Raw genomic sequence first — 22,657 nt, 5'->3', positions numbered from 1 at the left:
ATGCCGGATCAGGGTTAACAAAGCCTAACGAAAGCTGAATCAAGCGGCAAAATTGCCGACAAGATCAGGACTTGACCGAATCGCAACCCAGACCGGCGGCATAACCTTTCAGCCTGTCGGCCGTTATGGGATCGGCGTCCGGGAATGCCGCCAGTGCACGTATAAATCGACAGGCCGGTGCGCCACCAACGTCGCAGCGTGTCGTGCCCCATTGCGGTGCCGGAATCCTCACCTGGATTGTATCGCCGCCCTCACTCATCCGTTGTTCGCAAGTAAACCCCTTGGCGGTCTTGCTCAGCGCGGCATAGCCTTCTTGGGAGACATAAAGACGGCTTACCTGCTTCGTGGCCTGCCATTCCGCCCCAGCGTCCGGATTGGCCGCTGGCATGGCGTCATGGGTGCCAATCCATACGCGATTCCCGGTCGTGTCCCACCCATTAGCCTTGACCTGGATATAGGCGCCCGGTCCATCCGGCATCATGAATTCTGTCGCCACCAAGTTCGGCCAGGCGTCGGGCAGGCATTGAAAGCCGTTGGCCATGGCTTTCACCGCATCGCCATTACGCCTGTCGGTATCGTCGGCAAACACGTCATAAAGGTTATGCAGCACGCCACATATTTCTGTGCCAGCAGTCATGCAGCCGCTGCGTCTTTGCGATGTTACAGTGCTGATCGCCAATTCGTCATCCCAGCCATGCCCGATGTCACGCGTAGTGTAGTTCTTTCCATTAGGGGCGCTTTCACAGGTCGCTTCGTTATATGACGACAGAAAGGCTCTCTGGTATTGATAGTCACTGAGAACCAACCGCGTCACCGACGGGTCGTCCGGTTGCGGCGGCAAGTTGGCAGTTGTTCCTAGCCATAGGGATGCCTTGGCCATATTGGGCGAAGGATCATGACGCAACTCGGTCCAACCCGAGGGTTTTGCAGCATCGCTCGCTCGTGACGGCATTATAGGGTGAGCGAGAAAGCGCACGAGATCGTCAAGGGGATTGTATCTTCCCGGTATATCGTCGGGCTTGGCTTCTACAAGCGCCGCTGCGTAGGCGCGCGCCGTATCGCCTTGTATAAAACATACGGATGTACGGTGACCGTCAACAATAGTCGTCACTGTCAGATCGGTATTAAAGTCGATGACCCGGTCTTCACATTTCAGACCTTGAGTCAGGCCCAGAATGTTCAGGTACTGGTCGTCGGATAGCTCAACAGGATGGGCAAAATACCAATGGAACGGGTAAGCCCAAGGATCAAAGCTATCTGGGCCTTCCGGAAATTGCGGCTGCGGTGGCAGGTTTGGCTCTGTCCCCAACCATAAAGTCGGCGGTGGCTTTTCCTGATTTCCCTGGTGATACACCTCGATATAGGTGTCATGATCCTGGGCTCTGGTCGAGAGCGTAACAGTCGGTTTGGCCGCTCGGCCTTGTAGGAAATTGAGCAGGTCTTGGGTGGGCACCGTACCGCTGGCGACAAGCCCACCGGCAACAACCACGACCACGAGGGCCAGAAGCGCCACCATCTTGAAAAACTTCATGATGGCGCCCCCTGAACCCTTTTATTTGCTGCCCGATGACGAGCTCGAAGCGCTGGAAGAGGTCGTCGTTCCGGCTTCGGCCTTCTTGGCGCCTTCGACGACCGAAGCGGCCGTTGCGCCGGCAGGTTTGACGTCCGACACCTTGTCCTTGCCTTCGAAGCGTTTGCCGGGCTGTGCGACCAGGTCGGCGTCGGCCATGGCGGTGCCGCGCGGATGGGCGGCAGCCATTTTGACGTCGCCGCCATCGGCCAGGACATCGAGCGCGCGGGTCAGTTCGAAGTCACCGGTCTTGGTGTCGAATGATTCCGGCGGCACTTCTTGCACCGCATGCGGCGAACGGCGGACCTTGCCTTCGTCGGCGTCGAGCGCGTTGGCATAGGCGGCTTCGGTATATTGCAGGGCCGAGGTGGCGATATATTTCGCCTGGTCCTTGGATTGCGCCACTTCGAGATCGGGTTCGATGCCGGTCTTCTGGATCGAGCGGCCGGACGGCGTGTAGTAACGCGCGGTCGTCAGCTTAACGGCGCGGTTCTGGCCCAGGTCGATGACTTCCTGCACCGAGCCTTTGCCGAAGGTGGTCAGGCCGACGGTCGAGGCGCGGTGTTGGTCCTGGAGCGCGCCGGCGACGATTTCGGCGGCTGAGGCGGTGCCGGGATTGGTCAGGACGACCATGGGCAGGCCGTTCAGCATGTCGCCCTTATGCGCCTGATAGCGCTGGATGTCGCCGGGATTGCGGCCGCGTTGGCTGACGATTTCGCCGCCATTGAGGAAGAGATCGGCGACGCCGACCGATTGTTCCAGCAGCCCGCCCGGATTGTTGCGCAGGTCGAGGACCAGGCCTTTCATCTTGGGGTTCTTAGCCATCAGGTCGGCCAGGGCCGTTTGGGTGTCCTTGGCGGTGGTTTCCGAGAAGGAGGCGATGCGCAGATAGCCGAAATCGCCTTCCATGCGCGTCTTGACCGACTTCACGACGATGATTTCGCGGGTGAGGGTGAGGTCGAAGGGATCGCTCTTACCGGTGCGGACGACGGTGATGGTCAGCTTGGTATTGGGATCGCCCTTCATCTTCGACACGGCGTCATTGAGCGGCAGGCCGAGGATCGAGGTGCCGTCGATGGCGGTGATATAGTCGCCCGATTCGATGCCGGCCTTGCTGGCGGGGGTATCGTCCATCGGGGTGATGACCTTGACGGCGCCGTCTTCACCGGTGACTTCCAGGCCGATGCCGCCGTAGGAGCCGCGGGTTTTTTCCTTCAGGTCGGTATAGTCGTCGTCCGACAGGTAGTTGGAATGGGGGTCGAGGCTGGCCAGCATGCCTTGCAGGGCGGCATTGATCAGTTTTTTCGAATCGGTCTTGACGACATAGTCTTGCTGGACGATGGCCAGGACGTCGCCGAACAGGGCGAGTTGCTGGTAGGTATCGGACTGGGGCGAGAAGACGGGTTGGTTGGCATAGGCCACGGCGCCGACGCTCAGCGCGAGTGCGGCGATGCCGCCGAGATAAATATTCTTCATGTGTGTCCGGCCTGATGGGTACGCTTTCATGCATACATATAAGAGTGTGAGTGTGGCGTAAACGGGGCGGGGCGAAATAGTGCTCCAAGGCCGGGGTTTGGGGCCTGAGGCCCCAAGCCTTTCCTATTTCCTTTCCAGACCTTGCCCCAAGGGGGCCTAGGTCAGGAAAGGAAGTAAGAGAAGATGTGGGGTCGCGGACCCCACGCCCCGTTACTGGAGCGCTATCGCCGTCGCCGGACTCACCGGATCCTCCCCGCGCCGAAGCTCCATATACAAAACCGTCTTCTTGTCCGACAGGTTTGGCATCCGCCCCAAAGGCTCGTTGCGCGCTACCGTCTGACCCTTGTCGACATAGACCCGGCCCAAACCCGTCAGCACCACATGATAACCGTGCCCGATGTCCAAAATAATCACCTGGCCATACGAATCCAAAGGCCCGACAAACTCGATCTCACCCTCGCCGGGAGACACCACCTGCGACCCCGGCTGAGCGGAATAATAGATGCCGCGGCTGGGCGGCGCCGTACCCCCTACAACATCCGCCGTACCGTAATCGCGCACCTTGTCGCCAACCACCGGCTGACCCAAATGCGTCACGTCGTCCCGCGGCCCCAACCCCAAAAAGCCCTTCAGCGGCGAACTGCCCGTCACCCGGTCCGCCCGCGCCTTCAACGCCACCGCATTGGCCTCCATCTGGTCGGCTTGGCCCAGCAGTTGATCCTCCAGCGTCATCTTCTGCTGGATAAGCGCCTCGATCTGGCGCCTCTGGTCCGACACATCGCCCTCGGAAATGAACAGAGCCTCATTCTGCAAAGCCGCCTGCCGCCGCAAATTGACCAATTGCTCGTTCTGCTGCACCAAAACATCGGTGCGCTTTTGCAATTCCGGCGTAATCGCCTTCATGATGATCGCCGCCAAGACCGCGTCATTGGCCTTCTGCGGCGCGATGAAGATGGTCGGCGGCGGATTGCGCGAATAGATCTGCAAGGCCGACAACAACCGCGACTCCTTGCCGCGCGCCGCCGTCAATCGCCGCGTGATATCGGCTTCCTGCAGATTGATGGTCTCCAGCTTGGCACGATAAATCGCCGCCCGCGTCTCACTGACCCCCTGCTTCTTCGACACATCGATGATCTGCTGACGCAAATCCTCGATCTCCAACCCGATCTGCCTGGCCGTCTGTCGCGTCAGATCGCTCTTGCGCAACTCCGCACGACGCTGGGCCGAAAGGTTGTCGAGATCGTTCTGCTCGACCGGCGTCAAGGCCTTGACCTTAGACTGAGCACTGACGTCGCTCTGCATCGCCCCGACAAGGGCGCTGACAGCAAGGCCGGTCAGAATCAAATAGGCCGAAGAACGGTTCATGGTCCTGAAATAGGGTGTTTCGTATTAAGTCTCAATGAATAGTCCGCCTGATTTGGTGTCACATCTTGACCCGATGCACCCCCCGCGGTTAGCCTGTATCAGGGGGACATCATGGCATTAGACGACACCACGACCGACACACCCGACTGGGCTCAGCGACAGGCCRTGCAAACCGCCTTCGACCTGATGTTGAAACACTATTCGGACGCCCAGATCGTAACCGCTCTTGAAGCCTATGGTATATCCGCAGTCGAAGCTCAGAGCTATATTGTCGCGGCACGCAAACTTGTGGCGGCCCTGCGCCGGAAAAACGCCTTGCCCGGTATGGGTATCGGCGTGTTTTTCTTGTTGGTAGGTGTTGCTCTTACATTCGTAAGTAGCCTGCACCGCACCGAAGGGCAGGGGTTTCTCATCTTCTGGAGCGCCATCGCGCTGGGCGTTTTTTTTCTGTTTCGCGGGATTATCAGATATCTTAACGCCGGCAACCGATCCTAATCACGGTGATAGGGTAATCCGGCCAAAATCGTCGTCGCGCGATACATCTGCTCGGCCAGCATCACTCGCACCAGGGCATGCGGCCAGGTCTGCGGCCCGAACGCCAGCGAAAACGCCGACGACTTCAACAAACCAGGATCCAGCCCATCGGCCCCACCGATCAGAAACGTCACCCGGCGCTCGCCGCGGTCCTTATAGGTATTCAAACGCTGCGCGATCTGCCGTGAGGTCAAGGCGTCGCCATGCTCGTCGCAGGTGATCAAAATCCCGCCTTCACCCAATGCAGCGCGGATGGCTTCCATCTCCTGGGCCTTCAACATGGCCGAGGTCGCGGCCTTCAGGCCCTTTTTGGCCTCCACTTCCAACAAATCGACCGCCGAAATGCCTAAACCGCGCCCCGTTAACGAGGCGCGGCTGAGATAATCCTTGGCGAGATTGTTTTCCGTCGTCGCGCCCAGTTTCCCGACGGCGCACAGGGTCAGCTTCACGCTAGACCGGGATCGTGTGGCCCGTGCCTTCCGGCGACAGCGACCAAATCTTCTCGATATTGTAGAAGCTGCGGACTTCCGGGCGGAAGATGTGGACGACCACATCGCCGACATCGATCAAAACCCAGTCGCAAGCCGGCAGGCCTTCGACCTTGGCCTTGCCGAAACCGGCCTCTTTCAAAGCGCGCAATACGTGATCGGCCAAGGCGCCGACGTGACGGTGCGAACGGCCCGACGCGATGATCAGCGTATCGGCGACCGATGACTTGCCCTTCAAATCGATGCAGACAATGTCCTGAGCCTTGTCGCCGTCAAGACGTTCGACGATCAGGGTCTCGAGAGGTTCCATGCCGTCCGTATCGGGGGACGTCAGGTTGTGATCCAGGGGGGCCTCTGTCAGAGGCGCGGAATTGGGCGCGTCGTGCGCGGCTTGGGGAGACAGTTTCGGGGTTCCTTTATGATCCACAGGCGGGGACAGTAGCACAGATATGCCCTTTGGTCACCCGTTCAACGTAATTTGATGAGATTTTATGGCGTGTCTGGGCTTGAGCCGTCGCGCGACCCGGCATTGTGCTTCAATTGCGCCCGGATGGCGCTCGACGAATGGGCGTGCAGCGGCCCCTTGATATAGGCCCAGGCCGGCGCCGGCATCAAAGGCAGGATAGCCGCCTGGCGCTCCTTGACGCGATAGCGGGCAAAACGTTTGGCCGCCGGAGAAAAGCGTGCATGCATCATGGCGCCCGGCCGCGACACCACCACCACCGGCACCATGTGCATGATCTGCACCCAGCCGCGCCAGCGGTGGAAACTGGCCAGGCTGTCGCCCCCCATGATCCAAACGAAATTGACGCCGGGATAGCGCGCCTTCAAAGCCCGCAGGGTATCCAGCGTATAGGTCGCGTGGATGMGCGTCTCGTAATCGGAAATGATGTCGTTCGGACCGATAAACGGTTCGATCTGCTTGATGCGTTCGGCCAAAGGCGCCGTCTCGGCCTTGTTTTTCAACGGATTTTGCGGCGACACCAGCCAGACGATGCGGTCAAGCCCAAGCTTCACCCGCGCCGTCTCGGCGACATGGCGATGGCCGGCATGGGCCGGATTGAACGAACCGCCGAACAGCCCGATCTTCATGCCGCGTTCCAGATGGAACCCCGGTCGCAGGCCGCCGGCACGCACGGCCGGGTTCATTGGGGCGAGGCCTGCGAACCACATCTATTATCGGTTATCCATCGGATTATAGGCCGGAGCGACTTCAGGAGCGGGACGGGCTTCGGCCTGTTTCTCACCGGTGATGGTTTCCAAAGCGGCGAACAACAGTTCGCGGACGCCTTCGCCGGAGACACCGGAAATCAGGAACGGCGTCTGGCCCGACACCTTCTTGATCTTGGCGCTCAGCTTCTTGCGCGCATCGGCATCGAGCGAGTCGCACTTGTTGATGGCGACCAGTTCGGTCTTCGACCCAAGGATGGCGTCATAGGCCTTGAGCTCCTTGCGGATGACCTTATAGGCCAGGACCGGGTCCTCGCCGGTGCCGTCGACCAGGTGGATCAAAACCTTGGTGCGTTCGACGTGCCCCAGGAACTTGGTGCCGAGCCCGGCGCCTTCCGACGCGCCTTCGATCAAGCCCGGAATATCGGCCATGACAAAGCGCTGCTCTGGCCCCAGATCGATAACCCCGAGATTGGGCACCAGGGTCGTAAACGGATAGTCGGCGATCTTCGGCTTGGCGGCCGACGACGCCGCCAAAAAGGTCGACTTGCCGGCATTGGGCAATCCAACCAGACCGGCATCGGCGATCAGTTTCAGGCGCAGCCATATCCAGCGCTCTTCGCCATCCTGGCCGGGCAGGGCGAATTTCGGCGCCTGATTGATCGGGCCCTTGAAACGGGTATTGCCCCAGCCGCCATTGCCGCCCTTGGCCAGCAGGAACTTCTTGCCCTCGGTATCGAGGTCGATGATCAGGGTTTCATGGTCTTCCTCGAAGACCTCGGTGCCGACCGGCACGCGCAACACGATATCCTCGGAATTGGCGCCGTGCATCTGCCGGCCCTTGCCGTGCTCGCCGGTCTGGGCCTTGAAATGCTGCTGATAGCGGTAATCGATCAACGTGTTGAGGCCGTCGACGGCTTCGATCCATACGTCGCCGCCCCTGCCGCCGTCACCGCCGTCGGGACCGCCATTGGGGATGAACTTTTCGCGCCGGAAGGAGACGGCGCCGGCGCCGCCGTTACCGGAACGAATATAGATTTTGCACTGATCGAGGAATTTCATTGTGGGGCTAAAGCGTTTTCGAAAAAGTGGTTGACCGGTTTTTCGCAAAAAACGCGTCTTACCGAAAGACGTCTTGAACGAAAATGGACGCAAGATCAATGATCTTGCGTCAGAAGGAATGTTGAAGTGTTGGGACCTGTAGAAATTTAAAGCACGAATGCTTGAAAGTTGAAGTGTGTTGCCAATCTTGATCCTCCCCGCTTGTCGGGGAGGGGGACCGCCGCGCCTCTTTGCGCGGGGGTGGTGGGGTGGGCCGGGTGTCCGCGCCCACCGGTCGCTATTAGAAAAGTTCCACCCTACAGGATCCGTATCATATGCCAGGCTTCATGCTCGCCGTCGCGCGCCAGCGATGTCTCCATCGTCCGCCGCCCCGTATAGAGAAAGTCGGCATTGACCAGCAGCCGGCCCGACGGTTCGTTGTCGGCAAAGTGCGCCGCATGGATGATGCGATGTAGCTTGCGCTTCTTGACCCACCGCAGCAGCCCATCGACGGCTTCCAGGGCAAAACCCCGGCCCTGGTATGCCGGCGCGATAAAGACGCTCAGGTTCGGCCCGAAGGTATGAATTCCGGCGGGCGCGCCACAGGCCGACTTGGTCAGGCTGACCACGCCGATCAATCGCTCATGATCGTCGCGTATCGCCCAATGGGTCAGTTTCGCCGCCGCCATGCCGGCCAGCAGTTTCTCGGCCTCATCGCGGCTCAAGGGATGCGGGATGGCGTGCGTCATGCGCGCCGAGTTCTTGTCGGCGAAGACGGCGATAAAATCGTCGATGTCGCCGGGCTGCAAGGCGTTGAGGCTGAGGCGTGTCGTTTCGACGCTGACTTCATCCGGCCGGTTTTGGCTTAGGCCCCAATCTTCATGGGTCAAGTCTTCATTGATGCGCGTGATCATTGCTCGGTCTCCTGCCCCGGTCCGACTTAAGCCAACGGATAGGGCCTATTTAGGGTCGAACTATGTCAGTTCAACCATGGTGCTTTTGAGCGGGATCACGTTTGGTTTATGCCAACATGAAAAAAGAAAACGGGAGCCCGGTGAAATCCGGACTCCCGCTCAAAACTCGGTCCGGATCGGCTGGTATCAGCACGATCCGAATATCTCGATCGTGCTTATTCGGCGGCTGCCGCCATCGGAAGGATCGACACGTAACAGCGATTGTCACGCTTGGTGGTGAACTTCACATTGCCGGTCGCCGTGGCGAACAGGGTGTGGTCGCGGCCGAGGCCGACATTGTCACCGGGGAAGAACTTGGTGCCGCGTTGACGGACCAGGATGTTGCCGGCCAGAACGGCTTCACCGCCGAAACGCTTGACGCCGAGGCGCTTGGACTGTGAATCGCGACCGTTGCGCGACGAACCGCCAGATTTTTTGTGTGCCATGGGAGGAGCTCCTCTTAAACTTTGATCTTACGCTTCGTCAGCGGTGGTTTCAGCAGCGGCCTTCTTGGGAGCGGCCTTCTTCTTCGGCGCGGGCGCGGCTTCTTCAGCGACGACCGGGACCGACACGACTTCGGGCTCTTCCATGGCAGCAGCCAGGTTGCGCGGCGCCAGGTTACGGGCGCGGGCATCGAGCTCGGCCTTCGTCGTCAGCGACACGGTGCCTTCCCAGGCAGCCGACTTGCCGGCGCCGGTGATACCGGTGACGCGCAGGACGCTCTGGACCTGACGGTGACCGCGCGTACGGCGATAGCCCTGACGGCGGGTCTTCTTGAAGATGCGAACCTTTTCGCCCTTGCGGGTTTCGATCAGGGTGGCTTCGACGACAGCGCCGTCGACCAGCGGAGCACCGACCACGGCGCCGGCTTCGTCACCGATCATGAGCACTTCGTTGAACTTCAACGCCGCGCCGGCATCGCCTTCGAGCTTTTCGACCACGATGAGATCGCCGGCCGATACACGGTACTGCTTACCGCCTGTTTTGATGACCGCGTACATGGTCAAGAACCTTTGCGTAGGCACGGGGCTTTATAAAGGAAAGCTCTGCGCGGGAGAATGGAAAACCGCCCCGGGAACCAAAGGCTCCGGGCGAGAGGCGGCGACTTATACAAGGATATCCCGACGAGTCAACGGGTTTTACGACGGCTCCAGTCTAATTTATAACCAAATCAAACCGCCTGCGCCGATGTATAGAGATCAAGGCTTGATTTCAATGCGTGAAGGCTTAACTAAGCGTCATTCCGCTCTCCTTTATAAAGTAACATGCTCATGGCCGATACCGCTGCCGCCTCTTTGAAAACTCCCGTCACGGTCCTGACCGGCTATCTCGGCGCCGGCAAGACGACCTTGCTCAACCGTATCCTCAGCGAAAACCACGGTCAGAAATACGCCGTCATCGTCAATGAGTTCGGCGAGATCGGTATCGACAACGACCTGATCGTCGGCGCCGACGAAGAGGTCTTCGAAATGAACAATGGCTGCGTCTGCTGCACGGTGCGGGGCGACCTGATCCGCATCCTGTCGGGTCTGATGAAGCGCAAGGGCCGTTTCGACGCCATCATCGTCGAAACCACGGGCCTGGCCGATCCCGGCCCGGTAGCCCAGACCTTCTTCGTCGACGAAGACATCAAGGCCAAGACCTACCTCGACTCCGTCACCACCCTGGTCGACGCCAAGTTCTTCGACCAGGCCTTTGGCGAAGACCGCGTCGTCAAGGAACAGGTCGCCTTTGCCGACCACATCATCCTCAACAAGACCGACCTGGTCGACGCCGCCCGCCTCGATGAGATCGAAGCTCGCCTGAAGGGCCTGAACCCCCTGGCCACCATCACCCGCGCCACGCGCTCGGGAGTCGATATCAAGAGCCTGCTCAACCAGCACCGCTTCGACCTCAGCAAGATGGAATCGATCGACAATCACAGTCATGACCACGATCATGGGCATGACCATGATCATCACGACCACCACCATCATGACCACGACCATGACCATCACCACCATGGCCACGACCATGATCACGGTCATGACCATCATCATCACGACCATGGCCCGGCCCACGGCGAAGCGGGCCATGTTCACGACGAACATTGCAGCCACGCCATCAATCCGATCCACGACGAAGAGATCAAAAGCGTGTCACTGAGCGCCGCCCGCCCCATGGACGGTGTCAAATTCACCCGCTGGCTCGACAAACTGCTGGCAGAAAAGGGTCAGGACATCCTGCGCGCCAAGGGCATCCTCGACGTCAAGGGCGAGGACAAGCGCCTGGTCTTCCAGGCCGTCCACATGATCCTCGAAGGCGACCTGCAAGGCCAATGGAAAGAGGGTGAAAAGCGCATCTCGCGCGCCGTCTTCATCGGCCGCCATCTTGACGAAGCCGCCCTGACCGCCGGCTTTAACGCCTGCGTCACGGAATAAAACGCCAGATATCCTCCCTCGTCAGCCCGCGGGCGAAACGGGGAGCGGAGCGGCCTGAGCCCTGTCAGCGCGCTTGTTGCTGACGGAAAGCTCACTTATGGCGTCCGACAGAATAACTGTTTGTAAAATGAGTGTTCTTGTCCCCCTCTCCCTTTTCAAGGGGAGAGGGTGGCAGGCTTCAGCCTGCCGGGTGAGGGGTTCTTTTTTCTGACTTCTTCTGATTGCCAACTCAATGTGACGTCATTTCGTCTTAATCCACCATCATCCTGCCGTTGACTTTCGTGTACTCGTCCTCGGTCAGCCAAAACATAGCGTCCTGATAGGAACTTACAGAATCGCGGATGGTCTTTTCACCAGGATCGTAGATATCGAATTTGGTCTCCTCGGCATCTGACCGCAGAATGAGGACATAGGGCGGCTCAGCCGTGTCATCGACCCAAATTTCAAACCAAGCATATTCTGTCACGACCGCAATCCCTATCTGAGTGACGTATCGTCACTGGCATGTTGAAGCCATCAACCAAACTTCCCGGCCTGATAATCGGCATAGGCTTGGCGAATTTCATCCGTCGTGTTCATGACAAACGGCCCGTGCGCCACGACTGGCTCATAGATCGGCTCAGCGTGGCCGAACAACAGGACGGTGTCCTTGACAGCTGCGATATCGACCGTATCGCCGGCGCCGAATTCCACCAGGTTCCAGTGCCGGATATCGCTGCCGTTGATCGCCGCCTCGCCCTTGACGACATAACAAAACACATCGCGCCCGGCCAGATCATCGAAAGAAATCCGTCCGCCGGCCTTCATCTCCACGGTCGTCATAAACACACCGGTCAAGGACGTAATCGCGCCCGCCTGGCCCTGCCATTCGCCCGATACCAGATTTAAGGTCACATCCTTACCCACGGCTATCGCCGGTATCTCGTCCCTCTGCACGCCGGTATAGCGCGGCGCCGTCATTTTCAGCCGGGCCGGCAGATTGACCCACAATTGCAGGATCTCCAACGGCCCGCCCACCTTTTTGAAACCATCCGGCGATATCTCGGCATGGACCAGGCCCGAACCCGCCGTCATCCACTGCACGCCACCTTCGCGGATAATGCTCTCGTGGCCGGCCGAATCGCGGTGCGCCAGCTCACCCTCAAGAATAAAGGTCACAGTCTCGAAACCGCGGTGCGGATGCGGCCCGAACGGCAAACCCTTATTCCCGGGCGCATAGACCTGTGGCCCGTGATGATTAAGGAACAGAAACGCCCCCAACTGATCGATCTTCAAGCCGGGCAGGGGCCGCCTTGTCACCAGGTCGCCGATATCGTCGCGATAGGCTTCATGCAGACGCACAACGGGTTTGGATACGGCCATGGTAATCTCCTTCACGGCCCATATAGGCGCGTCCCGCGGTCTGTGCTAGCACGTCGCCCATGGACGCCTCTTCATCTCCTCTTTTGGCTGCTTTTTATTGGCTCGACTACGCCGCCGTCGCTGTTTTCGCGGTATCGGGCGCCCTGGCGGCCGCGCGCCGCAAGCAGGACATCATCACCTTCGGCTTCTTCGCCGCCATTACCGGGGTCGGTGGCGGCACCCTGCGCGACCTGCTGATCGGCGCGCCGGTTTTCTGGGTACAGCGGCCCGGCTATATTATTGTCTGCCTGATCGCCGCCGTCATCGTCTGGAGCCTGGGCAAGCGCGGCTGGCGCTTCCGCGCGCTCCTGTGGCTCGATGCCCTGGGCCTGGCCGCCTATGCCGTCGTCGGCACCGCGAAAGCGCTCAATCTTGGCGTCCACCCGTTCAGCGCTATGATCATGGGTGTTTTGACGACGGCCTTCGGCGGCATTATCCGCGACGTTCTGGCCGGTGAGCCCAATCTGCTGGTCCGCCGCGAAATCTATATCACAGCGGCCCTGCTGGGCGCCGCCACCTTCGTTGTTTTGAAACTGCTGGGCCTCGACTTCTGGCCCGCCGCTCTGATCGCCTTCGCAGCGGGCTTTGCCTTACGCGCTTGCGCCATCGTCTTTAATCTGAGCCTGCCAGGTTTCCCCGGCGCCGGCCATGAAACCGACCACGGCTAAATGGGTATTATAATACTTTTAGAAACCGGCTATTCCTCATTCGGAGCGCCGGTTTTCCTCGAACAAACCCATGTCTACTCCGAATCGCACCGGAAGCGTGTCCGCCTACAGCCCCTTCAACACCCGATAGGTCACTTCCGCGACCTCCCAGTCCTCCGGCGTGTCGATATCGACCACTTGGGTGCGCGGTAAAATCACCGGCGCCGAGATCTTCGAAAACGTCACCTCGCCGTTCAAAAACGCCTCCGCCCAGCCCCAGTAGAACTGTGCCGCGTCATGATAGGCCGGCTCCAGATCCTGCGACCGCTTCATCAAATTTTCCGGCCAGAACATCTCGACGCTGTCACCGGCCGCCCGCAAGGCCCGCTGGATCGGAAAGGCATAGGACGTCACCGAAAAGGCAAACCGCTTGCCCGGCGCCTGCAATTTCTTCCAACCCTCGACCAAACGTTTTGAATCGAGAAATGGCGCCGTCGCATAGATGCAGCAGGCGGCGTCGAACGGCGTCCCCTGGTCGCTAAACCACTGCAAGGCATGGATAATCACCGCACCCGTGCCGGCGTGATCATTGGCCAAATCCGCCGGCCGCATGAACGGCACTTCGGCGCCAAAACCGCGCGCCACATCGGCGATTTCCTCATCGTCGGTCGACACGACAATACTGTCGAACAGGCCCGACTCTTGTGCCGCCTTGATCGAATAGGCGATCATCGGCTGGCCCATGAACGGCTTGATATTCTTGCGCGGAATGCGCTTCGACCCGCCGCGCGCCGGAATGATGGCGACCTTCTTCATCGCGTCACCAACACTGCCGTGCGTCTTTAAAGACGATCATGGCTTACAGCCCGACCAGGGCCGCCAGATCGTTCAAGGTCTCGGCGTCTTTCAGCTTTTCGCCGTCGACGATCTGGTCCATGTCGGAATCGACCATGGCGACGAAGGAAATGACCGACAAACTGTCCCAGTTGCCGACATCGTTGATGACTTCATCGCCGGTCCAACCGGCGGAATCGACTTCCAAAATTTCGGCGACGGCGGCGAAAAAGGCGGGCTTGTCCATGGGGAGAACTCCTGAAAACATGAGCGTTAACCCAATCGTGATTCCGTCAATATTCCCTTAAAGCTTAACTGCGAGTCTCGCACGTCGGCGTGACCACGAATCACCCGACGGTGCGCGTATCAACTGGACCAAGGCCATGACAGAAGCGATCCTCAGCGGCGTCAGTCTTCGCGGCATCCGCGCCTGCGTGCCGGCGGAAACGCGCGACCTCGAAGCTGAAAACCTGATCCCCGATGAAGTCGAACGCGAACGCCTGATGGCCTCGATCGGCGTGCGTTCGCGCCATATTGCCCGTCCCGACATCCTGACCTCCGACCTCTGCCAAAAAGCCGCCGACGGCCTGCTGGACGAGCTCGGCTGGGCGCGCGACAGCATCGACGTCCTGATCATGGTCACCCAAAGCGCCGATTTCGTCATCCCGGCCACCGCCTGTGCCATGCAATCGCGCCTCGGCCTCGGTTCTTGCCTCGCCTTTGATATCAATCTCGGCTGTTCCGGCTATGCCTACGGCCTGTGGACGGCGGCCTCCCTGATGAAGACCCTGACGGTTGCCGGCCGGCCGGCGCGTGGCCTCGTCCTCGCCGGCGATGTCTCGACCTCCAAGCTGCTCGACGGCGACCGCAGCACGATTCCGTTGTTCGGCGACGCCGGTTCGGCCACGGCCCTGGAACTGAATCCGGATGCGGACGATATGTACGGCGTCTTCGGGACCGATGGCTCAGGCGCCCCCCATATCATGGTCGAAGCCGGCGGCTTGAAGCATCCACTCCTGCCGCCGAAAGAGCCTCACGACACTGAGCGGGCCGAAGAGCTTTACCGCAAATCGCGCCTGCACCTGAACGGCACCGAAGTCTTCAATTTCACCCTGAAAAACGTCCCGAACCTGGTCAAAGCCATCTTCACGACCTCCAACACGACGATCGACGATATCGATTACGTGCTGTTCCATCAGGCCAATGTCTTCATGCTCAACCACCTGCGCAAGAAGTCCGGTCTGCCCGAAGACAAGGTGCCGGTGGCTATGGAAACCTTCGGTAATACCTCGTCGGCCTCGATCCCCTTGACCATTGCCGCCAAGCTGTCCGACACCTTCGACACACCGCAAAGCCTGATCATGATGGGCTTCGGCGTCGGCTGGTCATGGAGCGCCATCAAGCTGACGATCGGCCCCATGCCGGCGCCTCAGATCGTCGAGTATGCCTGATGCCCGATGCCGTGAATGACCCAAGCGCCACCACGACCTACCAAAACCGCCTCGGTCAAATTCCGGCTGACTATTATTGGCGCGAGGACATACTGGCGCGGGAAATCGAGCAGGTTTTCAAGCCGTCCTGGCTGTGTGTCGGCTTCACCCAGGACCTGCAAAACCACCAGGACTTCATCACCGCCCAGATCGGCCCGCACAGCATCGTCGTGCAGAACTTCAACGGTGAGCTCAAGGCCTTCCGCAATGTCTGCTCGCACCGCTTCTCGCGCATCCAGACCGCGCCGTGCGGCAACCGGGTTCTGCAATGCCCCTATCATGGCTGGACCTATGATGGCGCCGGCAAGCCGATCGGGATACCGCTCAACAAACAGACTTTCGGCTTCGCCGAGGCCGACAAGGTCGCCCTGTCGCTGCAAGCCTACGCCCTGGAAACCGTCGGCCATTTCGTCTTCGTCCGCATGAGCGAAACCGGTCCGACCCTGGCCGAATTCCTCGGCAGTTTCCACGACGACCTTGCCCATGTCAGCGAAGTCTGTCCCGACCGTTTCGAGCGCGAATCCTATGATTGGGCCGCCAATTGGAAGCTCGGTATGGACAATGCCGCCGAAGGCTACCACGTCCCCCTGGTCCACGCCGAAAGTTTCGGCTTGATCCTCAGCATCGATCTCGACATCTCGACCGACGCCGACCACAGCCGCTATGTCGGCAAGCTCAAGGAGCGCTCGCTGAAATGGTGGGCCAATGTCGCCAAAAGCATCAAGCTCGAACCCAGCACGCGCTATCCCGAATACGGCAATTTCCTCATCTTCCCCAATATCGTCGTGACCTTCTCCAGTGGTGCCTTCCTGACCTTCCAAACCTTCGATCCAACGGGCCCTGATACGCTGCGTATCAACTCGACATCCTGGCTGGCCCGCAACAATGGCCGTATGGCCCGCGACATGGTCATAGATAGCCTGAAAACCTTCTCCGCCCAGGTGCGCAACGAAGACGCCGCCATCTGCGCCATCGCCCAACAAGGCACGCGCGAGGCTGGCACGCGCCCGCCCTTGCTCGGCGAGCTGGAAGGCCGCATCACCCATTTCCAGCAGGCCTATGCCCGATACATGGAGGCCACGGCATGACCTTCAACCCCATGGATCTGAGCGGCCGCACCATCCTGGTCACCGGCGCCACCAGCGGCATCGGTAAAGCGACCGCCGTCTATCTCTCGAAACTCGGCGCCCGCGTCATCGCCTCCGGCCGCAATCAGGACCGCCTAGATGAAACCCTGGCCCTGCTCGAAGGCGAGGGCCATATCGGCCGTCTTTTCGATCTTGCCGACCTTGCCGCCATCATGCCCTGGCTGAAAGCTCTGTGTACGGAAACGGGTCCACTCAACGGCATCGCCCATTGCGCCGGCATCCAGGCGACCAAGCCGATCCAGGCGATCAACGCCGATTTTGTAACCGATGTTCTAACGCAAAACCTCGGCGCCTCGCTGATGCTGGCCCAGGCTTTCCGCCTGAAAGCCTGTCACGGCACCCCGGCCTCGCTGGTCTATGTCTCATCCTCGGCGGCACTCAAAACCGCGCCCGGTAATGTCGTCTATGCGGCGTCGAAAGGCGGGATCATTTCCGCCGTCAAGGGCCTCGGTGTCGAACTGGTGCGCGACGGCGTCCGCGTCAATGCCGTGGCGCCGGCCATGGTCGACACGCCGATGTCGGATCATTTCCGCACCATCCTGTCGGAAGATAATTTCAAGCGCGTCGTTGACATGCACCCGCTCGGCCTCGGCCGCCCCGACGACGTCGCCGCCGCCATCGCCTTTTTGCTGGCCGACACCTCGCGCTGGATCACCGGTTCCATCCTTAACGTCGACGGCGGGTTCCTCGCATGACGATGGCCATCAAACCCTCGCGCCGCGTCGGCATGACGCTCAGCCCGGACCACAGTCACGGGCCGCTCAACTATCTCGAAATGGGCCGCGGCGACGCGCCACCGGTCATACTGATCCACGGTTTCGGCGCCGACCTGCTGACCTGGCAATTCTGCCTGATCCCCTTGGCGGCCAAATACCGCGTCATCGCCATCGACCTGCCGGGCCACGGCCGCACCACGGCCGATGTCGGTGCCGCCAACCTCGCTTTTATGACCGGATGGTTGGACGAAGCCCTCGACGTCCTCGACGTCCCCGCCGGCCATATCATCGGCCATTCCATGGGCGCCAAGATCGCTTTGGGCTATACCTTGGCCCATCCCGAACGCGTCCAAAGCCTGGGCCTGATCAGTCCCGCCGGCCTCGGCTCGGAATTTCATCACGACACGCTCGACGCCTTCCTCAGTCACCGTACGCCGGACTCGGCGACGCAACTGGCGCAATCGCTTTTGGGTCCCAAAGGGCAAAACCTCGGCCTCAGCCTCGCCAAGTCCCTGCTCGATGCCGCCTCCGATACCGCGCGCCACGACGCCCTGTCCGCCCTGCTGGGCCAGGCCAAGGCCTATGGTCTGGCCCTGTCGCCCGAAGGCTTCGACTGGTCGAAGATCCGTTGTCCGGTCAAGATCCTGTGGGGCGATCACGACCGTCTCATCCCCATGTCCAGCCATAAGGCCATGCCGCCGGTCCAGGTCGTCACCGGCGCCGGCCACCTGCCGCATATGGAATCGCCGGCCGAAGTCGTCGCCGCCCTGAAGGAATTTTTATCGTGAGTGCTCTCGACCTGATCCGCGCCGAACTGACGCAAATCCTGACCGATAAGGGCTCGCCCTTGGGTGAGGTCGCGGCCGATACAGCTCTCCTCAACGGCCCGCTCGATATCGATAGCCTCGACCTCGCGACCCTGGTGGTGACCCTGGAAGAAAAGACGGGCCTGACGCCCTTCGCCAACGGTTTCGTCCTCTTTCATACCGCCGGCGAACTCGCCCAGCTGTTTGGGGCCAAATCTTTCGATGGATGATATGTCCCTGACCGCGCCCGGATTTACCCTGATCGACGGGGCGCAAGGCCAGTCCGATGCCGCGCCATCAGGCCCGATCATTGACGTGATTACGGAGGGTGCCCGTGGCGTGATCGCGGCCCTCCTGTCCGGTCAGACCGCCTATCTCCTGCGCGATCCATCCGCACCGCCGCAAACCATCGATCCGGCGCCCGCCATCTGGTTGCAGACCTCCGGCACCACAGGTCAGCCCAAATGGATCCGCCACGACCTGGCCGGTCTGACTGCCAAGATCGTTGCCGGGAAAGGCGATCCGGCGCGCTGGCTGCTGACCTTTAACCCCGGTAGTTTCGCCGGTCTTCAAGTCATCCTGTCGGCCATGATCGGCGGCCATACCCTCATTGCCCCGCCGGTCGGGGCCGATATCGCCGATATGGCCAATCTTGCTGTCGCCCAAAATGCTACGCATATTTCCGGTACGCCGACCTTCTGGCGCGCCTTTTTGATGGCGCTCGGCGAGCAAAACCTCGACCTCAAAAGCGCGACCCTCGGTGGCGAAGCGCCCGACCATGGCATATTGGACGCGCTCAAAGTCCGCTTCCCCAATGCCCGCCTGCGCCATATCTATGCCACCACCGAGGCCGGCACCGTCTTTTCGGTCGGCGACGGCCGCGCCGGCTTTCCGCGCGCCTGGCTGAACGACGATTTGTCGGTCTCCGCGCACGACACCCTTACCGTCAAAGGCCGCGACACCGGCGATGTCGTCTCGCTCACCGACGACCGGGTCCTGTTCCAGGGCCGGCTCGATGCCATGGTCAATATCGGAGGTGTCAAAGTCTATCCAGAGACCGTCGAAGCCCACCTCCTGCAACTCCCTTTCATCCAGGATGTGCGCATTACCCCAAAACCCAGCCCGATCACCGGTCACATCCTCGTGGCCGAGATCGTGCTCAAACCCTTTTCAGGTGACGCGGCGGCGCAAATCAAGGCACATATGGCCACCTTGCCGCGGGCGGCGCGCCCTGCGGCGTTGCGGTTTGTCGACAGCCTGGCTATCGGCGCGACCGGAAAGAAGTTGAGGTCGGCATGAGTGATGCAACGCATAAATGGGTGATCGTCAGCGGCGTCTCGCGCGGTCTGGGCCTTGCCCTGGCACGCGACCTGCTGGCCCAGGGCTACGGCGTCGCCGGTTGCAGCACCACGACCAATGACGACCTGAGCGCCCTGAAGGATGTCCACACCGACATGTTTTTCTGGTCCGCTGTCGACATGGCGGACACTAAGGCCATCGACGCCTTCGTCCTGGACGCCGTCAAAGCCTTCGAAGGCCAACGCCTGTGGGGTGTCATCAACAATGCCGGCATGTCGGTCGAAGGCATCCTGTCGACCCTGCCGGTCGGCGATATCGAACAGGTGCTTCAGGTCAACCTGACCGGTGCCATCGTCCTGGCGCGCGCGGCGCTGCGGCAAATGATGAAGGTGCGCAAACCCGGCCGCGTCCTCAACATCTCCTCGATCACCGGCCTGCGCGGCTATACCGGCCTGACCGCTTATGCCGCCTCCAAGGCCGGCATGGACGGCTTCACCCGCGCCCTGTCCCGCGAAGTCGGTCGCGTTGGCATCACCGTCAATTCGATCGCGCCTGGCTATATGAAAACCGCCCTCTCCGCCGGCCTCGACGACAAACAGCTGGACCAAATCGTCCGCCGCACCCCCATGGGCCGGCTGTGCGAACTGACCGACATCGTCCACCTGGCGCGCTTCCTCCTGTCCGACGAAGCCGCCTTCATCACCGGTCAAACCCTGGTGGTCGACGGCGGGCTGACCTCGTGACGACTTTCACCACCCAGGCCCCGGTCCTCTGCGGCGTCGTCACCGCCCTGCCGCCGCGCATCGCCGAAAATCTCGATCTCGCCTCGGGCTTCGGCGCCGACGTCATGGACAAGATCATCAAGGCGACCGGCATCGAACGCCGCCCCGTCGCCGACGCCCATACGGTCAGCGAGCTCGGCGCCATAGCTGCCGAACATCTCCTAACCAAACTCGACTGGGCGCGCGACTCTATCGGCCTGGTCATCGTCGTCACCCAGACCCCGGACTATCCGCTGCCGTCGACCGCCGCTGTCTTGCAAAACGCCCTGGGCCTCGGCCATCACGTCACCGCCTTCGATATCTCGCTGGGTTGCTCGGGCTATGTCTATGGCCTGTCGATCGCCACCGCCATGATGCAGACGGCCGGCATCAAACGCGCCCTTTTGGTCGCCGGCGACATGACCACGCGCATGATTTCCGACAGCAACCGCGCCCTGGCGCCCCTGTTCGGCGACGCCGTGTCGGTCTCTGCGCTCGAACTATCCGAAGACGGATCAATCGCCTTCGACCTTGGCACCGACGGCTCCGGAGCCCCCTATCTTATCTCCAAAACCGGTGGTTTGGCGCAGCCCGGCGCCCCCGAGCTGTTCATGGACGGCACTCAGGTCATGGCCTTCTCGCTGAAACAGGTGTCGCCGTCGATCGATCGCGCCCTCAACGCAGCCGGTGTCACGATCGGCGATATCGACCGCGTCATCCTGCATCAGGCCAATGCCATGATGTTGAAGACGCTGGGCCACAAGATCAAGGCGCGCGACGACCAGATGGTCCAGGCGATCCGCGATTACGGCAATACCTCCTCGGCCTCGATCCCTCTGGCCATCTGCGACCACCTGACGCAACATCCGGCCACGGCGCCCGTCACCTTCTTGCTGTGCGGCTTCGGCGTCGGCTGGTCGTGGTCGACCGCCGTGTGGACGACGCCGGCGCCGCTGTGCCACGATATCGTCCGGCTACCGGCATGAGGCTATTTATCCGTACCGAGGCCTCGACAGCTCTGGGCATGGGCCATTTCATGCGCTGTTTCGCCATTGCAGAAGCCGCCCGGGCTGAAAATATCGAAGTCACCTTCCTGCTCAATGAGATCCGCGACGCCGTCGCTGCCCGTATCGAAGCGATCGGCGCCCACGGCCGCGAAATCGCCGGTCCGCTCGGCTATGAAGGCGACTTCATGCTGCTGGCCGAGCTTGGTCTGTCGCGCCGCGATTGGTTGCTGGTCGACAGCTATCAGGCGACGGACAACTTCATCCGTACCCTGTCGAACGCCGCCCGCGTCGCCGTTATGGACGATCTCTGCCTGCTCGAATCCTATGACTGCGATCTGATCGTCAATGCCGCCGAAGCCGCCTTTGCCATGCCTTATAAGGCCAAGACCCGCGCCAAACTCTTGCTCGGCGCCGCCTATGCCCAGATCCGTCAGGAATTCCTGCAACCGCACCTGCCCTTGGTCGGCGGACCATCCGTGACCGTCGTGTTCGGCGGCAGCGATCCTCAGAATTTCACCGGCCTGTGCGCGGAAATCCTCCACGACATCTTGCCGGGTGTTGCGATCAAGGTCATTGCCGGCCCGGCCAATGTCCACGGCGACGCCCTGTCCGCACTCGCGCAGCGCCTCGACCGCATGCACCTCTTTCTCGCGCCCGACAGTGTCGCCCAAGTCCTCGCCGGCTCCGACCTCGTCGTCACCGCAGCCGGCGGCAGTGTCGGCGAGATCGCCGCCATGGGCCTCGCCGCCCTGGTCCTGGTCGTCGTCGATAACCAGGTCGCCGCCCTGAAAGCCTGTCCCTATCCCGTCATCGACGCCCGCCACGGCCTGCCCGAAGACCTCGGCGCTCGCGTCCGCGCCTTGATGGACGAGCCGGAATTGCGTCAATCCCTCGCCGCCGGCGCCCACGCCCTGATCGACGGCCAGGGCGCCCGTCGCATCGTGGAGACCATGACCCGTGTATAGTTTCCTGTCCTATCGCCCGGTTACGACCGACGACGCCAAGTTACTGCTCGACTGGCGGACAGCCCCTCACATCAGCCAATACATGCTGACCGACGTGCCCTACGACATCGAGCGGCAGAAAGCCTGGATCGAACGCAGCAATGCCAGAGACGATTACGCCCACTGCGTCATCCAAATCGAACGCAAGGATGTCGGCTACGCTTCGATCACCGTCACCGACAAACAATCGCAGATCGGCGAACTCGGCGTCTATATCGGCGACCAGGAAGTGCCCAAGGCTCTGACGGTCTACAATTTCGTCGGCACCTTGAACCACGCTCTGTTCACCATGGGCCTGCACAAGGTCGTCAACCACGTCATCGCTTGGAACGACCGCACAGTCCGGGCGCAAGCCTTCAACGGTTACCGCCATGTCGGCGTACTCAAAGACCATACCCTGAAGGACGGCGTTCGCCACGACCTGCACATTTTCGAGCAATCGGCAGCCGAATGGGCGGAATTCCGCAAAAAATTCCGCGACACCCGTAACTGGTGGGGCCAGGACACCGTATATAGGGGGCAATAAG

27 protein-coding genes are annotated in these 22,657 nt (G+C 60.8%); 13 read left to right on the top strand and 14 right to left on the bottom strand.

Annotated elements, in window-relative coordinates; all coding sequences use genetic code 11:
* Positions 1-64: 64 nt before the first annotated feature.
* The 3 genes from AC1DX3_RS06935 to AC1DX3_RS06925 all read right to left on the bottom strand — a co-directional run bounded on the left by AC1DX3_RS06935 (position 65) and on the right by AC1DX3_RS06925 (position 4,411).
* Positions 65-1,531 (bottom strand): hypothetical protein, encoded by a 1,467-nt coding sequence (locus AC1DX3_RS06935; RefSeq protein ID WP_476988521.1) that lies wholly within the window; start codon positions 1,529-1,531, stop codon positions 65-67.
* Positions 1,532-1,552: 21 nt separating this feature from the next.
* Positions 1,553-3,046: a S41 family peptidase gene (locus AC1DX3_RS06930; protein ID WP_476988520.1), complete on the bottom strand. Its 1,494-nt coding sequence runs from the start codon at positions 3,044-3,046 to the stop codon at positions 1,553-1,555.
* 210 nt (positions 3,047-3,256) lie between these two features.
* Positions 3,257-4,411 carry a murein hydrolase activator EnvC family protein gene (locus tag AC1DX3_RS06925; protein ID WP_476988519.1) on the bottom strand — a complete coding sequence of 385 codons (1,155 nt, stop codon included), beginning with the start codon at positions 4,409-4,411 and terminating at the stop codon, positions 3,257-3,259.
* 111 nt (positions 4,412-4,522) lie between these two features.
* On the opposite strand from AC1DX3_RS06925, the gene AC1DX3_RS06920 reads away from it, so the two are divergent.
* Complete coding sequence (locus AC1DX3_RS06920) at positions 4,523-4,906, top strand: hypothetical protein (RefSeq protein ID WP_476988518.1); 384 nt, start codon at positions 4,523-4,525, stop codon at positions 4,904-4,906.
* On the opposite strand, the gene rlmH is transcribed toward AC1DX3_RS06920, so the two are convergent.
* The 7 genes from rlmH to rplU form a co-directional block, all read right to left on the bottom strand.
* A complete protein-coding gene (rlmH, locus tag AC1DX3_RS06915) occupies positions 4,903-5,394 on the bottom strand; it encodes a 23S rRNA (pseudouridine(1915)-N(3))-methyltransferase RlmH (protein WP_476988517.1) in 492 nt (163 codons plus the stop codon). The two genes, AC1DX3_RS06920 and rlmH, sit on opposite strands and share 4 nt — an antisense overlap.
* Position 5,395: 1 nt before the next feature.
* Positions 5,396-5,794 (bottom strand): ribosome silencing factor, encoded by a 399-nt coding sequence (rsfS, locus tag AC1DX3_RS06910; protein ID WP_476988954.1) that lies wholly within the window; start codon positions 5,792-5,794, stop codon positions 5,396-5,398.
* A gap of 128 nt (positions 5,795-5,922) precedes the next feature.
* Entirely contained in the window at positions 5,923-6,606 is a 684-nt protein-coding gene (locus AC1DX3_RS06905) for a nicotinate-nucleotide adenylyltransferase (RefSeq protein WP_476988516.1), read from the bottom strand.
* Positions 6,607-6,609: 3 nt separating this feature from the next.
* A complete protein-coding gene (gene obgE / locus AC1DX3_RS06900; RefSeq protein ID WP_476988515.1) occupies positions 6,610-7,665 on the bottom strand; it encodes a GTPase ObgE in 1,056 nt (351 codons plus the stop codon).
* Positions 7,666-7,961: 296 nt separating this feature from the next.
* Positions 7,962-8,558, bottom strand: a complete 597-nt coding sequence (locus AC1DX3_RS06895) for a GNAT family N-acetyltransferase (RefSeq protein ID WP_476988514.1) — start codon at positions 8,556-8,558, stop codon at positions 7,962-7,964.
* Between the two features lie 215 nt (positions 8,559-8,773).
* Entirely contained in the window at positions 8,774-9,043 is a 270-nt protein-coding gene (gene rpmA / locus AC1DX3_RS06890) for a 50S ribosomal protein L27 (RefSeq protein ID WP_476988513.1), read from the bottom strand.
* A 27-nt stretch (positions 9,044-9,070) separates the two neighbouring features.
* Positions 9,071-9,598, bottom strand: a complete 528-nt coding sequence (rplU, locus tag AC1DX3_RS06885) for a 50S ribosomal protein L21 (RefSeq protein WP_476988512.1) — start codon at positions 9,596-9,598, stop codon at positions 9,071-9,073.
* Positions 9,599-9,868: 270 nt separating this feature from the next.
* On the opposite strand from rplU, the gene AC1DX3_RS06880 reads away from it, so the two are divergent.
* Complete coding sequence (locus AC1DX3_RS06880; RefSeq protein ID WP_476988511.1) at positions 9,869-11,017, top strand: CobW family GTP-binding protein; 1,149 nt, start codon at positions 9,869-9,871, stop codon at positions 11,015-11,017.
* A 250-nt stretch (positions 11,018-11,267) separates the two neighbouring features.
* On the opposite strand, the gene AC1DX3_RS06875 is transcribed toward AC1DX3_RS06880, so the two are convergent.
* Together AC1DX3_RS06875 and AC1DX3_RS06870 are read right to left on the bottom strand one after the other, a co-directional pair.
* Positions 11,268-11,483: a hypothetical protein gene (locus tag AC1DX3_RS06875; protein ID WP_476988510.1), complete on the bottom strand. Its 216-nt coding sequence runs from the start codon at positions 11,481-11,483 to the stop codon at positions 11,268-11,270.
* A 50-nt stretch (positions 11,484-11,533) separates the two neighbouring features.
* Positions 11,534-12,379 carry a pirin family protein gene (locus tag AC1DX3_RS06870; RefSeq protein WP_476988509.1) on the bottom strand — a complete coding sequence of 282 codons (846 nt, stop codon included), beginning with the start codon at positions 12,377-12,379 and terminating at the stop codon, positions 11,534-11,536.
* A gap of 59 nt (positions 12,380-12,438) precedes the next feature.
* Here AC1DX3_RS06870 and AC1DX3_RS06865 point away from each other — a divergent pair, with 59 nt between their 5' ends.
* Positions 12,439-13,086 (top strand): trimeric intracellular cation channel family protein, encoded by a 648-nt coding sequence (locus tag AC1DX3_RS06865; protein ID WP_476988508.1) that lies wholly within the window; start codon positions 12,439-12,441, stop codon positions 13,084-13,086.
* Positions 13,087-13,191: 105 nt separating this feature from the next.
* On the opposite strand, the gene pseF is transcribed toward AC1DX3_RS06865, so the two are convergent.
* Both pseF and AC1DX3_RS06855 read right to left on the bottom strand, forming a co-directional pair.
* Positions 13,192-13,881: a pseudaminic acid cytidylyltransferase gene (gene pseF, locus AC1DX3_RS06860; RefSeq protein WP_476988507.1), complete on the bottom strand. Its 690-nt coding sequence runs from the start codon at positions 13,879-13,881 to the stop codon at positions 13,192-13,194.
* A gap of 43 nt (positions 13,882-13,924) precedes the next feature.
* Complete coding sequence (locus tag AC1DX3_RS06855; protein WP_476988506.1) at positions 13,925-14,146, bottom strand: phosphopantetheine-binding protein; 222 nt, start codon at positions 14,144-14,146, stop codon at positions 13,925-13,927.
* Between the two features lie 136 nt (positions 14,147-14,282).
* Between AC1DX3_RS06855 and AC1DX3_RS06850 the strand changes: the two genes are divergently transcribed.
* Genes AC1DX3_RS06850 through AC1DX3_RS06805 form a run of 10 tightly spaced genes read left to right on the top strand, consistent with a single transcriptional unit; the run spans position 14,283 to position 22,656 of the window.
* Positions 14,283-15,350, top strand: a complete 1,068-nt coding sequence (locus AC1DX3_RS06850) for a 3-oxoacyl-ACP synthase III family protein (RefSeq protein ID WP_476988505.1) — start codon at positions 14,283-14,285, stop codon at positions 15,348-15,350.
* The gene (locus AC1DX3_RS06845) at positions 15,350-16,477 is read left to right on the top strand and encodes an aromatic ring-hydroxylating oxygenase subunit alpha (RefSeq protein WP_476988504.1); all 1,128 of its coding nucleotides are present in this window, start codon (positions 15,350-15,352) and stop codon (positions 16,475-16,477) included. The genes AC1DX3_RS06850 and AC1DX3_RS06845 overlap by 1 nt, the downstream gene beginning before the upstream one ends.
* Entirely contained in the window at positions 16,474-17,232 is a 759-nt protein-coding gene (locus tag AC1DX3_RS06840; protein WP_476988503.1) for an SDR family NAD(P)-dependent oxidoreductase, read from the top strand. The genes AC1DX3_RS06845 and AC1DX3_RS06840 overlap by 4 nt, the downstream gene beginning before the upstream one ends.
* Positions 17,229-18,041, top strand: coding sequence for an alpha/beta fold hydrolase (locus AC1DX3_RS06835; protein WP_476988502.1), 813 nt, complete (start codon positions 17,229-17,231; stop codon positions 18,039-18,041). Before AC1DX3_RS06840 ends, AC1DX3_RS06835 begins: the two co-directional genes overlap by 4 nt.
* Complete coding sequence (locus AC1DX3_RS06830) at positions 18,038-18,289, top strand: phosphopantetheine-binding protein (RefSeq protein WP_476988501.1); 252 nt, start codon at positions 18,038-18,040, stop codon at positions 18,287-18,289. Before AC1DX3_RS06835 ends, AC1DX3_RS06830 begins: the two co-directional genes overlap by 4 nt.
* The gene (locus AC1DX3_RS06825) at positions 18,282-19,358 is read left to right on the top strand and encodes an AMP-binding protein (RefSeq protein ID WP_476988500.1); all 1,077 of its coding nucleotides are present in this window, start codon (positions 18,282-18,284) and stop codon (positions 19,356-19,358) included. Before AC1DX3_RS06830 ends, AC1DX3_RS06825 begins: the two co-directional genes overlap by 8 nt.
* A complete protein-coding gene (locus AC1DX3_RS06820) occupies positions 19,355-20,101 on the top strand; it encodes an SDR family NAD(P)-dependent oxidoreductase (protein WP_476988499.1) in 747 nt (248 codons plus the stop codon). The genes AC1DX3_RS06825 and AC1DX3_RS06820 overlap by 4 nt, the downstream gene beginning before the upstream one ends.
* The gene (locus AC1DX3_RS06815; RefSeq protein WP_476988498.1) at positions 20,098-21,105 is read left to right on the top strand and encodes a ketoacyl-ACP synthase III; all 1,008 of its coding nucleotides are present in this window, start codon (positions 20,098-20,100) and stop codon (positions 21,103-21,105) included. Before AC1DX3_RS06820 ends, AC1DX3_RS06815 begins: the two co-directional genes overlap by 4 nt.
* Positions 21,102-22,091: a UDP-2,4-diacetamido-2,4,6-trideoxy-beta-L-altropyranose hydrolase gene (gene pseG / locus AC1DX3_RS06810; RefSeq protein WP_476988497.1), complete on the top strand. Its 990-nt coding sequence runs from the start codon at positions 21,102-21,104 to the stop codon at positions 22,089-22,091. Before AC1DX3_RS06815 ends, pseG begins: the two co-directional genes overlap by 4 nt.
* A complete protein-coding gene (locus tag AC1DX3_RS06805; RefSeq protein ID WP_476988496.1) occupies positions 22,084-22,656 on the top strand; it encodes a GNAT family N-acetyltransferase in 573 nt (190 codons plus the stop codon). The genes pseG and AC1DX3_RS06805 overlap by 8 nt, the downstream gene beginning before the upstream one ends.
* Position 22,657 lies beyond the last annotated feature (1 nt).

The sequence above is a fragment of the Asticcacaulis sp. P2_B1 genome (assembly GCF_056404915.1).
This window is presented reverse-complemented; position numbering and strand designations above follow the sequence as displayed.

What these genes read in the sequence shown, in the direction of transcription:
- AC1DX3_RS06925 (WP_476988519.1), bottom strand. Translation starts at nt 4,411, where the DNA reads ATGAACCGTTCTTCGGCCTATTTGATTCTGACCGGCCTTGCTGTCAGC.
- AC1DX3_RS06870 (WP_476988509.1), bottom strand. Translation starts at nt 12,379, where the DNA reads ATGGCCGTATCCAAACCCGTTGTGCGTCTGCATGAAGCCTATCGCGAC.
- rpmA (WP_476988513.1), bottom strand. Translation starts at nt 9,043, where the DNA reads ATGGCACACAAAAAATCTGGCGGTTCGTCGCGCAACGGTCGCGATTCA.
- AC1DX3_RS06930 (WP_476988520.1), bottom strand. Translation starts at nt 3,046, where the DNA reads ATGAAGAATATTTATCTCGGCGGCATCGCCGCACTCGCGCTGAGCGTC.
- AC1DX3_RS06820 (WP_476988499.1), top strand. Translation starts at nt 19,355, where the DNA reads ATGAGTGATGCAACGCATAAATGGGTGATCGTCAGCGGCGTCTCGCGC.
- AC1DX3_RS06935 (WP_476988521.1), bottom strand. Translation starts at nt 1,531, where the DNA reads ATGAAGTTTTTCAAGATGGTGGCGCTTCTGGCCCTCGTGGTCGTGGTT.
- pseF (WP_476988507.1), bottom strand. Translation starts at nt 13,881, where the DNA reads ATGAAGAAGGTCGCCATCATTCCGGCGCGCGGCGGGTCGAAGCGCATT.
- rplU (WP_476988512.1), bottom strand. Translation starts at nt 9,598, where the DNA reads ATGTACGCGGTCATCAAAACAGGCGGTAAGCAGTACCGTGTATCGGCC.
- AC1DX3_RS06845 (WP_476988504.1), top strand. Translation starts at nt 15,350, where the DNA reads ATGCCCGATGCCGTGAATGACCCAAGCGCCACCACGACCTACCAAAAC.
- AC1DX3_RS06855 (WP_476988506.1), bottom strand. Translation starts at nt 14,146, where the DNA reads ATGGACAAGCCCGCCTTTTTCGCCGCCGTCGCCGAAATTTTGGAAGTC.
- obgE (WP_476988515.1), bottom strand. Translation starts at nt 7,665, where the DNA reads ATGAAATTCCTCGATCAGTGCAAAATCTATATTCGTTCCGGTAACGGC.
- pseG (WP_476988497.1), top strand. Translation starts at nt 21,102, where the DNA reads ATGAGGCTATTTATCCGTACCGAGGCCTCGACAGCTCTGGGCATGGGC.
- AC1DX3_RS06865 (WP_476988508.1), top strand. Translation starts at nt 12,439, where the DNA reads ATGGACGCCTCTTCATCTCCTCTTTTGGCTGCTTTTTATTGGCTCGAC.
- AC1DX3_RS06835 (WP_476988502.1), top strand. Translation starts at nt 17,229, where the DNA reads ATGACGATGGCCATCAAACCCTCGCGCCGCGTCGGCATGACGCTCAGC.
- AC1DX3_RS06895 (WP_476988514.1), bottom strand. Translation starts at nt 8,558, where the DNA reads ATGATCACGCGCATCAATGAAGACTTGACCCATGAAGATTGGGGCCTA.
- AC1DX3_RS06840 (WP_476988503.1), top strand. Translation starts at nt 16,474, where the DNA reads ATGACCTTCAACCCCATGGATCTGAGCGGCCGCACCATCCTGGTCACC.
- AC1DX3_RS06850 (WP_476988505.1), top strand. Translation starts at nt 14,283, where the DNA reads ATGACAGAAGCGATCCTCAGCGGCGTCAGTCTTCGCGGCATCCGCGCC.
- AC1DX3_RS06825 (WP_476988500.1), top strand. Translation starts at nt 18,282, where the DNA reads ATGGATGATATGTCCCTGACCGCGCCCGGATTTACCCTGATCGACGGG.
- AC1DX3_RS06880 (WP_476988511.1), top strand. Translation starts at nt 9,869, where the DNA reads ATGGCCGATACCGCTGCCGCCTCTTTGAAAACTCCCGTCACGGTCCTG.